The organism is Arthrobacter sp. NPDC057388 (genome assembly GCF_042668165.1).
Taxonomy (GTDB): Bacteria; Actinomycetota; Actinomycetes; order Actinomycetales; family Micrococcaceae; genus Arthrobacter.
On the sequence record NZ_JBHVBL010000023.1, the window covers coordinates 54853 to 69320 of the forward strand.

The 14468-nt window shown below is 68.8% G+C and carries 14 protein-coding genes; 11 read left to right on the top strand and 3 right to left on the bottom strand.

What is annotated here, in order from left to right; translation table 11 throughout:
- Positions 1 to 56: 56 nt before the first annotated feature.
- From ACFUTU_RS12565 to tsaD, 6 genes are all read left to right on the top strand, one after another.
- A complete protein-coding gene (locus tag ACFUTU_RS12565; RefSeq protein ID WP_377964680.1) occupies positions 57 to 1148 on the top strand; it encodes a PfkB family carbohydrate kinase in 1092 nt (363 codons plus the stop codon).
- A gap of 80 nt (positions 1149 to 1228) precedes the next feature.
- Positions 1229 to 2512: an alanine racemase gene (gene alr / locus ACFUTU_RS12570; protein ID WP_377964682.1), complete on the top strand. Its 1284-nt coding sequence runs from the start codon at positions 1229 to 1231 to the stop codon at positions 2510 to 2512.
- A gap of 50 nt (positions 2513 to 2562) precedes the next feature.
- Positions 2563 to 3159: a tRNA (adenosine(37)-N6)-threonylcarbamoyltransferase complex ATPase subunit type 1 TsaE gene (gene tsaE, locus ACFUTU_RS12575; protein ID WP_377964708.1), complete on the top strand. Its 597-nt coding sequence runs from the start codon at positions 2563 to 2565 to the stop codon at positions 3157 to 3159.
- The gene (tsaB, locus tag ACFUTU_RS12580) at positions 3159 to 3830 is read left to right on the top strand and encodes a tRNA (adenosine(37)-N6)-threonylcarbamoyltransferase complex dimerization subunit type 1 TsaB (RefSeq protein ID WP_377964684.1); all 672 of its coding nucleotides are present in this window, start codon (positions 3159 to 3161) and stop codon (positions 3828 to 3830) included. Before tsaE ends, tsaB begins: the two co-directional genes overlap by 1 nt.
- A gap of 89 nt (positions 3831 to 3919) precedes the next feature.
- Positions 3920 to 4477, top strand: coding sequence for a ribosomal protein S18-alanine N-acetyltransferase (rimI, locus tag ACFUTU_RS12585; RefSeq protein ID WP_377964710.1), 558 nt, complete (start codon positions 3920 to 3922; stop codon positions 4475 to 4477).
- Positions 4474 to 5622, top strand: a complete 1149-nt coding sequence (tsaD, locus tag ACFUTU_RS12590; protein WP_377964686.1) for a tRNA (adenosine(37)-N6)-threonylcarbamoyltransferase complex transferase subunit TsaD — start codon at positions 4474 to 4476, stop codon at positions 5620 to 5622. Before rimI ends, tsaD begins: the two co-directional genes overlap by 4 nt.
- On the opposite strand, the gene ACFUTU_RS12595 is transcribed toward tsaD, so the two are convergent.
- Together ACFUTU_RS12595 and ACFUTU_RS12600 are read right to left on the bottom strand one after the other, a co-directional pair.
- Positions 5612 to 6454, bottom strand: a complete 843-nt coding sequence (locus tag ACFUTU_RS12595) for a hypothetical protein (protein ID WP_377964688.1) — start codon at positions 6452 to 6454, stop codon at positions 5612 to 5614. The genes tsaD and ACFUTU_RS12595 overlap by 11 nt on opposite strands.
- A gap of 57 nt (positions 6455 to 6511) precedes the next feature.
- A complete protein-coding gene (locus ACFUTU_RS12600; RefSeq protein ID WP_377964690.1) occupies positions 6512 to 7663 on the bottom strand; it encodes a glutamate--cysteine ligase in 1152 nt (383 codons plus the stop codon).
- Positions 7664 to 7853: 190 nt separating this feature from the next.
- On the opposite strand from ACFUTU_RS12600, the gene ACFUTU_RS12605 reads away from it, so the two are divergent.
- Positions 7854 to 9563, top strand: a complete 1710-nt coding sequence (locus ACFUTU_RS12605) for a glycoside hydrolase family 3 N-terminal domain-containing protein (protein WP_377964692.1) — start codon at positions 7854 to 7856, stop codon at positions 9561 to 9563.
- Positions 9564 to 9621: 58 nt separating this feature from the next.
- A complete protein-coding gene (locus ACFUTU_RS12610; protein WP_377964694.1) occupies positions 9622 to 10449 on the top strand; it encodes a shikimate 5-dehydrogenase in 828 nt (275 codons plus the stop codon).
- A gap of 22 nt (positions 10450 to 10471) precedes the next feature.
- Here the strand turns inward: ACFUTU_RS12610 and ACFUTU_RS12615 are convergent, their stop codons facing one another.
- Complete coding sequence (locus tag ACFUTU_RS12615; RefSeq protein ID WP_377964696.1) at positions 10472 to 11701, bottom strand: SAM-dependent methyltransferase; 1230 nt, start codon at positions 11699 to 11701, stop codon at positions 10472 to 10474.
- 73 nt (positions 11702 to 11774) lie between these two features.
- Here ACFUTU_RS12615 and ACFUTU_RS12620 point away from each other — a divergent pair, with 73 nt between their 5' ends.
- The 3 genes from ACFUTU_RS12620 to groL all read left to right on the top strand — a co-directional run bounded on the left by ACFUTU_RS12620 (position 11775) and on the right by groL (position 14418).
- Complete coding sequence (locus ACFUTU_RS12620; RefSeq protein WP_377964698.1) at positions 11775 to 12191, top strand: hypothetical protein; 417 nt, start codon at positions 11775 to 11777, stop codon at positions 12189 to 12191.
- 237 nt (positions 12192 to 12428) lie between these two features.
- On the top strand, positions 12429 to 12722 hold the full coding sequence (gene groES, locus ACFUTU_RS12625; RefSeq protein WP_003805290.1) for a co-chaperone GroES: 294 nt from the start codon (positions 12429 to 12431) through the stop codon (positions 12720 to 12722).
- Positions 12723 to 12807: 85 nt separating this feature from the next.
- Complete coding sequence (gene groL / locus ACFUTU_RS12630; protein ID WP_377964700.1) at positions 12808 to 14418, top strand: chaperonin GroEL; 1611 nt, start codon at positions 12808 to 12810, stop codon at positions 14416 to 14418.
- The last annotated feature ends 50 nt before the right edge of the window (positions 14419 to 14468 follow it).

Below are 14468 nucleotides of genomic sequence, written 5' to 3' on the forward strand. Positions count from 1 at the left end.
CCGACCCCCAGATCGCGGGGTGCCAACGCCAAGGTAGGTGGCGTAATGTGCCGTGCATGGAGGCGAATCCCGCACGCCGTTTCGATCCCCTCTCGGCCGTCCGCACCCCGGCGGCCGGAGAGTTCGACCTGCTGCTGGCCGGGACCGTCTTCCAGGACATCATCTTCACCGGACTGCCGCACGCGCCCGAAGCGGGTACCGAAATCTGGAGCGAAGGCATGGGCAGCTGCCCCGGCGGTGTGGCGAATCAGGCGATCGCCGCGGCCCGGCTGGGCCTGCGGACAGGGCTGGCGGCGGCCTTCGGCGATGACGGCTACGGGGACTTCAACTGGAAGATCCTGGCCGGCCAGGAGCACGTGGACCTGTCCCTGTCCCGCCGCGTCCCGGGCTGGCACTCGCCCGTGACGGTCTCGCTCAGCGTGGACCACGACCGCTCCATGGTCACGCACGGGCACCCGGCGCCGGTAACCTCCTCCGAGCTGATCGGGAATCCGCCCCGTGCGCTGGCCGCCGTGGCGGACCTGGGCCATGAACTCGAGCCGTGGGCGCTCGCGGCGCACGAGGCCGGCGTGAAACTGTTCGGCGACGTCGGCTGGGACCCCACGGGCGAGTGGGCCCACGCGAGGCTGGAGAACCTGCAGTACTTCCACGCGTTCATGCCCAACCAGCGCGAGGCCATGGCGTTCACCGGCAAGACCGACCCCTGGGCGGCGCTCTACGCCCTGGCGGACCGGGTGCCCGTGGCGGTGGTGACCCTCGGGGCGCAGGGCGCCGTGGCCGTGGACTCGGAAACCGGCGAGGAGGAGTGGGTGCCCTCACTGCCGGTGGCGGCCTTCGACCCGACCGGGGCCGGGGACTGCTTCGGGGCCGCGTTCGTCGTCGGAAGCCTGGCGGGGTGGCCCCTCAGCGACCGGTTGCGGTTCGCCAACCTCTGCGCGGCGCTGGCCGTGCAGGAAGTCGGCGGGTCCCTGGCCGCGCCGGGCTGGGGTGACATCGCCGACTGGTGGAAGCGAGCCAACGCCCGGCCGGAGCGCCGCGGCAGCCAGTGGTTGCGACGCTACGCCTTCCTCGCCGAGATTGTCCGGGACGTTCCGCAGGAGGCCCAGCGGCGCGCGGCCGCCACCATCGCGCACCTCTCGGACGCCTGAGGGACCGGCCGTCCGCAGGACCGGCACGCCGTTTTCCCGGCAATTATTCGGCCCGAAGCGCCAGCACTAGAATCAGTAGAGTGATTTATCCAGCAGCAACAGGAGACCGCCCGGCAGTAACGGGCCCGAGGGGGACGGCAGATGGCTCCGCCCGTCCGGCCCATGAACGCTCCGCCGTGATCGACCTCGAGGCCATCCGGCACAACGTCCGCCGCCTCGCCGCGGCCGCCGAGCCTGCCAAAGTGATGGCGGTGGTCAAGGCGGACGCCTACGGGCACGGTGCCGTGCAGGTTGCCCGCGCAGCCCTTGAGGCGGGGGCCAGCTGGCTGGGCGTCGCACATATCTCCGAGGCGCTGGCACTGCGTGCGGCAGGCATCGACGCGCCGTTGCTTGCCTGGCTGCACACCCCCGAAAGCAACTTCGGCGCGGCCGTGGCCGCCGGCATCGACATCGGCTGCTCCGGCTGGGAGCTGGACCAGATCGTCGCCGCCGCCCGCGAACAGGAACGCCCCGCACGCGTCCACTTGAAGGTGGATACGGGACTGGGGCGGAACGGCGCCACCGTCGAGGTGTGGGACCGGCTGGTGGGCGAAGCCGTGGAATACCAGGACCAGGGGCTCCTGCGCGTGGTGGGCATCTTCTCCCACCTTGCCGTCGCCGACGAGCCTGAACGCCCCGAAACCGACGACCAGCTGGCAGCGTTCCGCGAGGTGCTGGCCATCGCCGAGGACGCCGGCGTGGACCCGGAGGTCCGCCACCTGGCCAACACCCCGGCCACGCTGTCCCGGCCGGACACGCACTTCGACCTGGTCCGGGTGGGGCTGGGGATCTACGGCCTTTCGCCGTTCGAAGGGCAGACGTCGACGGAACTGGGACTGCGTCCCGCGATGACCCTGCGCACGGTGGTCTCCCACTGCAAGGACGTGCCCTCCGGCCAGGGCGTTTCCTACGGCTTCAACTACCACACGTCCGGCGCGAGCACGCTGGGGCTCATCCCGCTTGGCTATGCCGACGGTGTGCCCCGCGTCGCCACCGGCGGCCCGGTCCGCGTGGAGGGTGTCACCTACCCCGTGGTGGGGCGGATCGCGATGGACCAGATGGTGATCGACCTCGGCCCGCTGCAGGTGACCCGGGGCGGGCACACCGTCCTCGGCGCGGAAGCGGTCCTCTTCGGCGACGGGGCCGACGGCGGCCCCACGGCTGACGACTGGGCCCGCGCCGCCGGCACCAACAACTACGAAATCGTCACGCGCATCAGCCCCCGCGTTCCCCGGACGTACGTCAACGAATCGCCCGCGGGGGAAGCGCAGGACAGCAAAGCGCAGGACGGCAAGGCGCCTGCAGCCGAAGCGCCGGCGCCATGAGCAACCCGGAAAACACTGGCAACCCGGAAAACACTGGCAGTCCGGAAAACATGAGCGTCCCGGAAAATTCGGGCGTTCCGCTCTGGGTCCAGACCCTGACGGTTACGACGGCGCAGCAGACCCATGCCCTCGGTGCGGCTCTGGCGGAGGTGCTTCGGGCGGGGGACCTCCTGGTGCTGACAGGTGAACTGGGTGCCGGCAAGACAACCTTCACCCAGGGCCTTGGCGAGGGCCTGGGTGTCCGTGAGGGCATCATTTCCCCCACCTTCGTACTGGTGCGGATCCACCCGAACCTTCCCGACGGGCCGCGCCCGGGCGGTCCCGACCTGGTGCACGTGGACGCCTACCGTCTTGGATCGTCGTCGGAAATCGATGACATCGACCTGGAGAACACGCTCGACTCCGCGGTGACCGTGGTGGAGTGGGGCCGGGACCGCGTGGAGCACCTGACCGAGAGCCGGCTCGAGGTGGAGCTGCACCGGCAGCTGGGCGGCCAGGTAGGCGGCGCCGCCGCTGCCCACCGCACCGGCAACGGGACCCTGGACTTCGAGTCCGAGGACGACGACGAGCCCCGCACCATCATCATCCGCGGCTTCGGGCCGCGCTGGGCCGAACAGCCGGTTCTGGCCGCGGAAGGGATTTCCTGATGCTCATTCTCGCTATCGACACGTCGGCCGTGGCCAGCGCCGCGCTGGTGTCCGATGACGCGCTGGAAGGCGTGGTGGGCAGCTTCTCCACCGAAGACACCAGGAGCCACGCCGAGGTCCTTGCGCCCGGCATCGAGCGGCTGCTCGCGGACGCCGGCGTGACGGGTGCGGACATTGACGCGATCGTCGTCGGCGTCGGCCCCGGCCCCTTCACCGGCCTCCGGTCCGGCATTGCGACGGCGCGCACGCTGGCCTTCGTCTGGAACACCCCGCTGCACGGCTTGATGAGCCTGGACGCCGTCGCCCTGGAGGTTGCGGAGTCCACCGAGGCGCCGGCCGAGTTCCTCGTGGCCACCGACGCCCGGCGCAAAGAGGTTTACTGGGCGCGCTACACCCTGGCCGCCGGCCAGCTGCCCCGGCTTCTGGACGGCCCGCACGTGGGCTTTGCCCCGGACCTTCCCGACCTGCCCGCCTACGGCGCGGGCGCGGGGCTCTATTCCGGGGATGTCCGGGCAGATCCGGACTTCAGCACCGAACAGCCGGACGCACTGTACCTTGGCCAGTTCGCGCTGGCGAGGCTCGCGGCGGGTGAGCAGCTGCTGGATTCCACGCCGCTCTACCTCCGCGAATCGGACGCCCAGGTCCCCGGTCCCCGGAAGCGTGCCCTGTGAACCTGCTGCCCGATTCGCCGGATAACGAAGCATCAGGCAACGCGCCCGTCCTGCCCCGCCAACTGGCCTTGGGGGTGACCATCAGGGACATGCTCCCCGATGACATCCCTGCCGTCCATGAGCTGGAGGTCCGGCTGTTCCCCGTGGACGCGTGGCCGCTGCAGATGTTCTGGGACGAACTGGTGCAGCCGGAGACTCGCCGGTACCTCGTGGCCGAGGCTCCGGACGGCATTGTCGGCTATGCCGGACTCATGTGCGTCGAGCCGATCGCGGACATCCAGACCATCGCCGTGGTGCCCGAATATGAGGGCAGGGGCATAGGCACGGCGCTCCTGACCGACCTGATCGCCGAGGGCCGCCGCCGCGGCGCTGCGGACATCCTGCTGGAGGTCCGGGCCGACAACCCGCGTGCCCAGCAGCTGTACGTCCGTTTCGGTTTTGAGCAGATCCACGTGCGGAAGCGGTACTACCGCGACGGCGTCGATGCCCTGATCATGCGGCTCCAGCTGGAGGACGTGCTCACCGTGCACCAGGACATAGTGCACGAGGAAACAGTGCACCAGAACAGCGGGCACCAGGAAATAACGCACGAGGAAACAGCCGGCCGCACCGGCGCAACCGCTCCGACGGAGGCAGACCAGACATGAACCGCTCCCAGCCGCTGGTGCTCGGCATCGAGTCCTCGTGCGACGAAACCGGCGTCGGCATCGTCCGCGGCATCGACCTGCTGACCAACACGGTGTCCTCGTCCATGGAGGAGCACGTCCGGTTCGGCGGTGTCATCCCGGAAATCGCCTCCCGCGCCCACCTGGACGCCTTCGTTCCTGCCCTGCAGGCGGCCCTGGCCGAGGCGGACGTGACGCTGGACGAGATCGACGCCATCGCGGTGACCTCCGGTCCGGGTCTGGCCGGCGCGCTCATGGTTGGCGTGTGTGCGGCCAAGGCGCTCGCCGTTGCCACCGGCAAGCCGCTGTACGCCATCAACCATCTGGTGGCCCACGTGGGCGTCGGCCTGCTGAATCCGCGGCCGGGACAACCCGGAAACGGCGCGGGAACCGCAAAGCCGGTCCTGCCTGAAAACCTGGGTGCCCTGCTCGTTTCCGGCGGCCACACCGAGATCCTGCGCATCCGCAGCATCACCGACGACGTCGAGCTGCTCGGTTCCACGATCGACGACGCCGCGGGCGAAGCGTACGACAAGGTGGCTAGGATCCTGGGCCTGGGCTATCCCGGCGGCCCCGCCATCGACCGGCTGGCGCGCGAAGGGAACGCCAAGGCGATCCGCTTCCCGCGGGGACTGACACAGCCCAAATACATGGGCACGGCGGAGGAACCGGGCCCGCACCGCTATGACTGGTCCTTCAGCGGCCTGAAGACCGCGGTGGCCCGGTGCGTGGAGCAGTTCGAGGCCGCGGGCGAACCCGTGCCGGTGGCGGATATCGCGGCAGCTTTCCAGGAAGCCGTGGTGGATGTCATCACCTCCAAGGCCGTCCTGGCCTGCCGCGAGCGGGGCATCACGGACGTGCTGCTGGGCGGGGGAGTGGCCGCCAACTCGCGGCTGCGGCAGCTGACTGAGCAGCGCTGCTCGGCTGCCGGCATCACCCTGCACGTCCCGCCGCTGGACCTGTGCACGGACAATGGTGCGATGGTGGCCGCCCTGGGTGCCCAGCTGGTCATGGCCGGCATCGAACCCAGCGGGATCAGTTTCGCGCCGGACTCCTCCATGCCGGTGACAACGGTCTCCGCACGCGATGAATCCAAGCCCCTGGTATCGGGACCGACTACTCAGTGACCGGCGGACCGTCTGTGACCGGCGGACCGTCGGAGACTGGCGGACCGTCGGCGGAGTAGGGCCTGACGGTGGTCCTGTCCGGCCGGTCCTCATCGGAGGCGGTGACGGGGACCATCCCCGCGGCGAGCGTGCCGAGCTGTGCCGCAGCATCCAGGTCCGGCCCCTGGCTGGTGAAGGTGATGTTGTCGCCGGCGATCACGAGAACTGCACCGCCACGGGCTGCATGCAGCCATGCGGCATCGACCGGGTCGGCCGGATCAAGCTGTTCATGGTACATCGCTGCCTGGCCGGCGCGGAGTGTCAGCAGGCCCCTATCCGACACCGGGCAGACGACGTCGCCGGCTGCCGGGCCGGAATCGCGCAGCATCTCGCCGACGTCGGCGCTCATTGCCAATTGAAAGCCTTTGCGGAGGAGCGCAGTAACCAGTGCGGAGGTCAGCTCCCCGCCCGGCTCCCGGAAGGAGAGCATCGGCAGATAGGTGAAGACCAGGGCGGCCGTGGCGTTGCCCGTCTCCCGGTTTTCGAGAATGAGCCTGCACGCCCGTGGAGTGAACTCGATCGGGGAGCTGTGCCCCTCAATGAAGGTCAAGGCCGGTGCACGGCAGACACGGTGGTAGATACGTGTCTCGAAGCTGAAGTATTCGGTGCCGTCCCCATGCGTGCCGCCCGTAACGTCGACAGACAGGGACAGGGGAGTCCGTGCTGTTACGGGCATCTGACATGACGCACAGGCCGTAGCGGCAGCGGCGGCCGCGGCCGCGTACGTCGTCGTGGACCGTCCCTTGAAGGACTCCAGAGCCGGGTCCCATTCGACGTTGCTTATGGTTGGCATATCCCCAACCTAATAGTAAGCAAGCTGATAATCAATGAGCCGCCGGGCAGAATCCGGTCAGGCGGTGGGGCCGTTCCGCATCTGCTTGACGAGGTCGAGGACCACGGCCTGGAGGTTTCCGCCGCTTTCGGCGGCCACCCGGCGCTGGCGCTGGTACCCGGCGCCGCGGCTGATGATCTTTTCGACGTCGGCCAGCTCATCTGAGCAGCGCAGCTTCGCGGCGATCGGCTCGAGCCGGTTCAGGGTCTCCAGCAGGTGGTCGGTGACGAGCTGCTCGTTGCCCGCGGCGTCGAGGATGATGATGGCGTCCATGCCGTAGCGGGCGGCCCGCCACTTGTTTTCCTGCACGTGCCACGGCGGCATGGTGGGGATGCTGCCGCCGGCGTCGAGGATGGTGGAGAACTCATGTACCAGGCACTGGGTCAGGGCTGCGACGGCGCCCACTTCCTCGAGCGTGGCCAGGCCGTCGCAGATGCGCATCTCGATGGTTCCCAGCGCGGGCACGGGGCGGATGTCCCAGCGGATCTCGGAGATGGTGTCGATCACGCCGGTGGTGAACATGTCCTGGACGTACGACTCGTATTCTTCCCAGCTCGGGAACTGGAAGGGGAGTCCCGCCGTCGGCAGCTGCTGGAACATGAGCGCCCGCTGTGAGGCGTAGCCGGTGTCCTCGCCGCCCCAGAACGGGCTCGACGCGGACAGGGCCTGGAAGTGCGGAAAGTAGTTGACCAGCCCGTCCAGCACGGGAAGGACCTTGTCCCGCCGGTCCAGACCGACGTGGACGTGAACCCCGTAGATCACCATCTGCCGGCCCCACCACTGCGTGCGGTCGATCAGCTTGGCGTAGCGTTCCTTGTCCGTGACCGGCTGCAGCTGCGGCGGGCTGAAGGGGTGGCTCCCGGCGCAGAACACTTCCACGCCCATGGGGTCCGTCACTTCCCGCAGGGCAGCCAGGGAGCGGGCGAGGTCTTCCTTCGCCTCCGCGGCGGTCTCGCAGATGCCGGTCACCAGCTCCACGGTGTTCAGCAGCAGCTCCTGCTTGATGTGCGGATGCTCGTCGTCCTCATTCAGCTCGGGATGCCGTGCCGCGACACCGCGCAGGACCTCGTTGGCCACGGAGGAAAGTTCACCGGTCTGCGCATCCACCAGAGCGAGTTCCCATTCCACACCAAGAGTTGATTGCCTGGATGAAGCGAAATCAATCTTCATGTGTTCCTCACTGTCTGCTGGCCTAATGACCTTTGGTCCGGGTGCCGTCCGTTCCTGGCGAACGGCTGGCAGGGGAACGGTCACTCAAGTCTAGTGCAGGGGTAGCATCGAAGAGATGGCTTGGCTACGCAGGGCGAGTGAGAGTGTTCACAAGACAGGCCGCCCCCAATCACCCGGAAAACACCGCGGCGTGGCATGCGCCCGGACGGCGGCAGCGCTCGCGGCGCTGTTCGCCGCTGCGTCCTGCACGGTGCCGCCGGCACCCCAGCCGGAATCAAGTACGACGACGGCGCCCGCGGCTTCCGCTTCCGGCGCTCCGAAGGTGCCGCTAACCGCTTCACCACAGGCAGGGACACAGAGTCCGGCCCCGCCGAAGGCCGCGCCCGCACAGAAGGGGAGCGCCCCGCTGGGGTGGGGCCCGCAGCAACGGGACGCGGACGCCGCAGCAGCAGCGGTGGCAGGAATGAGCCTGGAGGAGAAGGCCGGGCAGGTCATCCTTCCCTTCTATACCGGGCTCGACCACGAAGCCCAGGCCGCCACGGTGGAACGCCTCCACCTTGCCGGCTCGATGATCATGGCCGACAACGTGCCCGGTACGGCCGCCGGCCTGGTGGATGTCCACGCGCTGGCCGCGGTGACCCGCCGGCTGGACCAGGCGTCCCGCGCCGGCGGCCGCACCTGGCCCGGCCTGATCGGCGTCGACCAGGAAGGGGGCGCGGTGAGCAGGGTCGGTGCCCCGCTCACCCGCTGGCCCACGCCCATGAGCTACGGCGCGGCGGGCAGCGTGCCGCTGGCTGCCGAGGCCGGCGCGGGTTTGGCGGCGGAACTGGTGCCGCTGGGTTTCACCGTGGACTTCGCCCCGGCGGCCGACGTCACGATCGGTCCTGCCGATCCCACCATCGGCGCGCGGTCCATGTCCGCCGATCCCCGCGCCGCGGCAGCGCTGAGTGCCGGCTTCGCCAAAGGCATGCTGGCCGGGGGCGTGCTGCCCGCCGTCAAGCACTTTCCCGGGCATGGCTCGGTGACCGCCGATTCGCACAAGAGCCTGCCGGTCCAGAACGCCAGCCTCGCACAGCTCAAGGCGCGGGACTGGAAGCCGTTCCAGTCCGCGGTCAAGGCAGGGGCTCCCATGGTCATGACCGGGCACATCGCAGCCCGGGCCCTGGAACCAGGGGTGCCCGCATCCGTGTCGAAGGCAACCTACTCGGCGCTCCGCGGCCTGGGCTTCAAAGGCGTGGCTGTCACGGACGGGCTGAACATGGGCGCGGTGGCCGGCCGCTATCCCCGCGGTTCCGTTGCGCCTGCAGCACTGGCGGCCGGGGCAGACCTGCTGCTGATGCCGGCGGACGCCCCCGCGGCACATGCCGCCATTGTTCAGGCCGTCACCGCGGGAAAGCTCCCGCAGAAGCGCCTCGAGGAGGCGGCCCGCCGGGTGGCCACCATGATGATCTGGCGGGGACGGACGGCGCAGTCCCGGCCCCCGGCAGCGCCGGGAAGCGGCGACGCGCTGTCCGCGAAAATCTCGGCCCGAGCCATCACAGTGGTGGCAGGCAAATGCAGCGGCGCATCTGTGGCCGGCCATGTCCGGGTGGCTGGCGGCACGCCGGTGGACCGGGCCCGGTTCGCCGCCGCGGCGAAGGAAGCGGGAATCACCCTCGGGAGGGGGCCGCTGGTCACCCTGATCGGCTACGGCGGCCGTCCCGCAACAACAGACATTGCGGTGGCGCTGGATGCGCCGTGGCCGCTGGCGCAGTCCGTGGCCGCCACCAAGATCGCGCTCTATGGCCGCTCGCCCGGGGCGTACAAGGCGCTGCTTGCCGTCCTGGCAGGCAAGGCGGCCGCCCCCGGAAAGCTGCCGGCCGCCGTCGGACCCTACCGGGCAGGCACCGGCTGCAAGTAATTCGAGCTCCAAGTAACGGTTGCCTGTAACACGGGAGTGCCCGACGTTTAATGGGAGGGTGCCGATTCTGAACAAAGACATGACCCTCTGCATCTCCCTCTCGGCCCGGCCGAGCAACAACGGGACCCGCTTCCACAACCACCTGTACGACCAGCTGGGCCTGAACTGGATCTACAAGGCCTTCGCGCCCACCGACCTCGCCCAGGCGATCGCCGGTGTCCGCGGCCTGGGGATCCGGGGCTGCGCCGTCTCCATGCCCTACAAGGAGGACGTCATCGCCCTGGTGGACGCCATGGACCCCTCCGCCAAAGCCATCGATTCCGTCAACACCATCGTCAACGACGGCGGCCGGCTGACCGCCTACAACACCGATTACACGGCCATCGAACAGCTGCTGCAGGGCAACGCCGTGCCCACCGGGTCATCGGTGCTGCTCAAGGGCGCCGGCGGCATGGCCAAGGCAACGGCCGCGGCGCTGCGTGATGCGGGGTTCAGGAACGTCACCATCATCGCCCGCAACGAAGCCGCGGGCCGGGCGCTCGCCGATCTCTACGGCTTTGCCTGGCGCGCCGAGCTCGGCACCGGCCTAGAAGCGACCGCGGACATGATCATCAACGTCACGCCAGTGGGAATGGCCGGCGGCCCGGAAGCGGACGCGCTGTCCTTCCCGGCCGAAACCGTCGAGGCCGCCAAGGTTGTCTTCGACGTCGTGGCGCTGCCCGCCGAAACACCCCTCATCAAGGCGGGCCGGGCGGCCGGAAAGCAGGTCATCACCGGGGCGGAAGTGGCCACCATCCAGGCGCTCGAGCAGTTTGTGCTGTACACGGGCATCCGGCCCACGGAACAGCAGGTCCGCGATGCCGAGGCGTTCGTCCGCGCGCAGTAGCTGTGTAGCTGCCAGCAGGAAACTAGACGGGCTCCACGGAGACAGCCACTCTTTCTTCCCCGATCCGGGTGAGGACCAGGGTGGCTGTCTTCTTGCCGGCCGTTTTGCCGGGCCCTTTCCCCGCTGGCAGCAGCTGCTTGCGCAGCTCCTCCGGAGTGACCGATGTGCCGCGCTTCTTGATGTCCAGCACGCCGATCCCGTTGTCCCGGACCCAGGCCTTGAGGGCCTTGACGTTGAACGGCATGACTTCCTGGACCCGGTAGGCCCGCGCAAACGGGGTGTCCACAAGCTCCGGCGCGCAGATGTAGGCGATGTGTTCGTCCACGAGGTGCCCGCGCAGGTCCAGGGCGAGGTCGGCCACCAGGCCGGCACGGATCACGGCGCCGTCCGGCTCGTACAGGAAACCCTCCACCGGCCCCACGGGGGCCACGGGTCCGGCGTCGAAATCCTCCCCGCTGGTCATTTCCGCGGCACCCTCGGGCCCGATGACCAGGGCGGCCCGGCGGACTCCCGGACGGGCAACGGCGTTAAACCACAGCGTTACTTCGGTGACGTCCCCGCCCACCGACACCCACTGGGCCTCGCAGCCCGCCGGTACCGACTCGTGCGGCATGCCGGGCCCCATCTTGACGCCGACGGCGCGCCCGGCAGCGGCCAGCGACTCCACGAAGGACAACGGGGGCGAGAAGGCCTCAGGGTCCCAGATCCGCCTGGTGCCGGAGGTAGTGGTGGTGCGCCGGGCGGGGTCCAGCCAGACGCCGGTCCCGACCTCCAGTTCCACCGAGGTCGCGTCCGAGTGGACCACTGTGGCATGCGGAAACGGAATCAGGTTGATCGTGGCGCAGGCAGCGGTGGCCTCGTCGACCTCCACGGCGGTCACGGCGATGTCCAGTGACGCCAGGGCCATGGCATCGGCGCCGAGGCCGCAGCCGAGGTCTGCAACGTGCCCGACGCCCGCCTGGGCAAAGCGCTGGGCGTGCCGGGCCGCGACGTTGAGCCGGGTGGCCTGCTCCAGGCCGGCCTGGGTGAACAGCATCTGCCGGGCAAACTCGCCGAACTTTGCCTCCGCCCTGGTCCGGAGCCGGGACTGGGTGAGGACGGCGGACACGAGCTCGGGGGAGTGGCCGGCCTTGCGGAGGCTTGCGGTGAGGGCGAAGGAGTCGTCCTCCCGGTACGGTCCGAGCGAGGCCAGCAGCTCCCATCCTTCTTCCGTGAGGAGCGGGGCGATCTGGTCCTGCGGTGCTTCAGACATGGAATCAAGCCTAGTGGAGCGGGCGCCCTGTGCTCAGCCCGATAGGCGTGCTCTTCCCGATAAGGTGGACTGAATGGAATCCAGCGAAATGCCCACGCCCGACCGGCCCGATCCAAGCCAGCCCGAAAGCGACCATCCTGGCCCGGCGCCGGCGCGGCAGAGCCGGCCGGTCCGGTATGCACGGCCGGTCCTGGTCACCGGCGCCGTGGTCGCCGTTGTCTGCCTGGTCCTGCTGGTGATCATCTTCCTGCTCGATTCCTTTAACGCCACCGTCTACTCCGTGGGCGGCAAGAACATCAGCGACGCCACCGAGGAAGCCCGGCAGATCCGGGACCTGTACCTGGGCGCCCGCGTGGGCGGCATCGTCGCGCTCACCATAGCGGCGCTGGCAGCCGCGGCGGCCGCCGTCGTGCTTGTCCGCGAACAGCGGAAAACCGGGGATGCCGACGGCGGCGAGGACCTTGGGTTCGACGAGCTCGCCGGACGCTGAGCGCCGGGCTGTGCGCTGACGGCCGGGGCCGCACGGGTTACGTCAGGTGAATTTCTGGCACTCGCCTTGACCGAGTGCTAACCCCTTACATAGAGTCATCATTAGCACTCTCCCTAGGAGGGTGCTAATACACGAAGAGCTGCCAGCCTGGCTGCTGCCGGCACCGCGACGACGGTCTGCCGCCATGGCGCAACAGTTTTTACTGTCCATGAATTTTGACGAAAAGGAGAGGTCCGAGTGTCGGTCTCTATTAAGCCTCTTGAGGATCGCATTGTTGTCCGCCCGCTCGAAGCCGAGCAGACCACCGCTTCCGGCCTGGTCATCCCGGACTCCGCACAGGAGAAGCCGCAGGAAGGCGAAGTTGTTGCAGTAGGCCCCGGCCGCTTCGAAGACGGCAACCGCGTACCGGTGGACGTAGCCGTTGGCGACGTCGTCATCTACTCCAAGTACGGCGGAACCGAAGTCAAGACCGGCGGCACCGAGTACCTCGTGCTCTCCGCCCGCGACGTTCTGGCGATCGTCGTTAAGTAACTCTCTGGATCCCCGTGCTGCTGCCCGCGTCTGACATCAGTCTGACCGGGCGGCCGCGCGGGGTTCTGTCTTGAAAGGACAAACCATGGCAAAGCAGCTTGCGTTTAACGACGCTGCCCGCCGGTCGCTTGAAGCCGGCATCGACAAGCTCGCCAACACGGTTAAGGTGACGCTTGGTCCCCGCGGCCGCAACGTCGTGCTGGACAAGAAGTGGGGCGCCCCCACCATCACCAACGACGGCGTGACCATCGCCCGGGAAGTCGAGCTGGACGACCCGTACGAGAACCTTGGCGCCCAGCTGGCCAAGGAAGTCGCCACCAAGACGAACGACGTCGCCGGTGACGGCACCACCACCGCCACCGTGCTCGCCCAGGCACTGGTCAAGGAAGGCCTGCGCAACGTAGCCGCCGGCGCCGCTCCGGGCCAGATCAAGCGCGGCATCGAGGTCTCCGTGGAGGCCGTCGCAGCACGCCTGCTGGAGAACGCCCGTCCGGTCGAGGGCACCCAGGTGGCCAACGTTGCCGCCATCTCCGCCCAGAGCGAAGAGGTTGGCGAGCTGCTCGCCGAGGCATTCGGCAAGGTCGGCAAGGATGGTGTGATCACCATCGAGGAGTCCTCCACCACGCAGACCGAGCTGGCCCTCACCGAAGGCATGCAGTTCGACAAGGGCTACCTGTCCCCGTACTTCATCACGGACACCGAGCGCCAGGAAGCTGTCCTCGAGGACGCCCTCATCCTGATCAACCAGGGCAAGATCTCCTCCGTACAGGAATTCCTGCCGCTGCTGGAGAAGGCGCTGCAGAGCTCCAAGCCGCTGTTCATCATCGCCGAGGACGTCGACGGCGAGGCGCTGTCCACGCTGATCGTCAACCGCATCCGCGGCACCCTGAACGTTGTTGCCGTCAAGGCCCCGGGCTTCGGCGACCGCCGCAAGGCCATGCTGCAGGACATCGCAACGCTGACCGGCGCCCAGGTCGTGTCCCCCGAACTGGGCCTGAGCCTGGACACTGTTGGCCTCGAGGTGCTGGGTACCGCCCGCCGCATCACCGTGACCAAGGACAACACCACCATCGTCGACGGCGCGGGTTCGGCCGAGGACGTCTCCGCACGCGTCGCCCAGCTGCGCGCAGAGCTGTCCCGCACCGATTCCGACTGGGACCGGGAAAAGCTGCAGGAACGCCTGGCCAAGCTGGCCGGCGGCATCGGCGTCATCAAGGTCGGCGCAGCCACCGAGGTTGAGCTGAAGGAAAAGAAGCACCGCATCGAAGATGCAGTGTCCTCCACCCGCGCCGCCCTCGAAGAAGGCATCGTGGCCGGTGGCGGTTCCGCCCTGATCCACGCGCTGAAGGCGCTCGACGAGGACCCGGCCGTCACGGCACTCGAGGGTGACGCGGCTGCTGCCGTGGGCATCGTCCGCCGCGCACTGGTCCAGCCGCTGCGCTGGATCGCCCAGAACGCCGGCCACGACGGCTACGTTGTGACCGCCCGGGTTGCCGACCAGGACAACAACCACGGCTTCAACGCCAAGTCCGGCGAGTACGAGGACCTGATCGCAGCGGGCGTCATCGACCCCGTCAAGGTCACCCGCGCGGCCCTGCGCAACGCCGCCTCCATCGCTGCTCTGGTGCTCACCACCGAAACGCTGGTGGCTGACAAGCCGGCCGAGGAAGACGAGCACGCAGGCCACAGCCACTAGGCTGCTGCCCGCATTCGCGGTTACTCAAGGAAGGCCCGGCCAGCTGACGC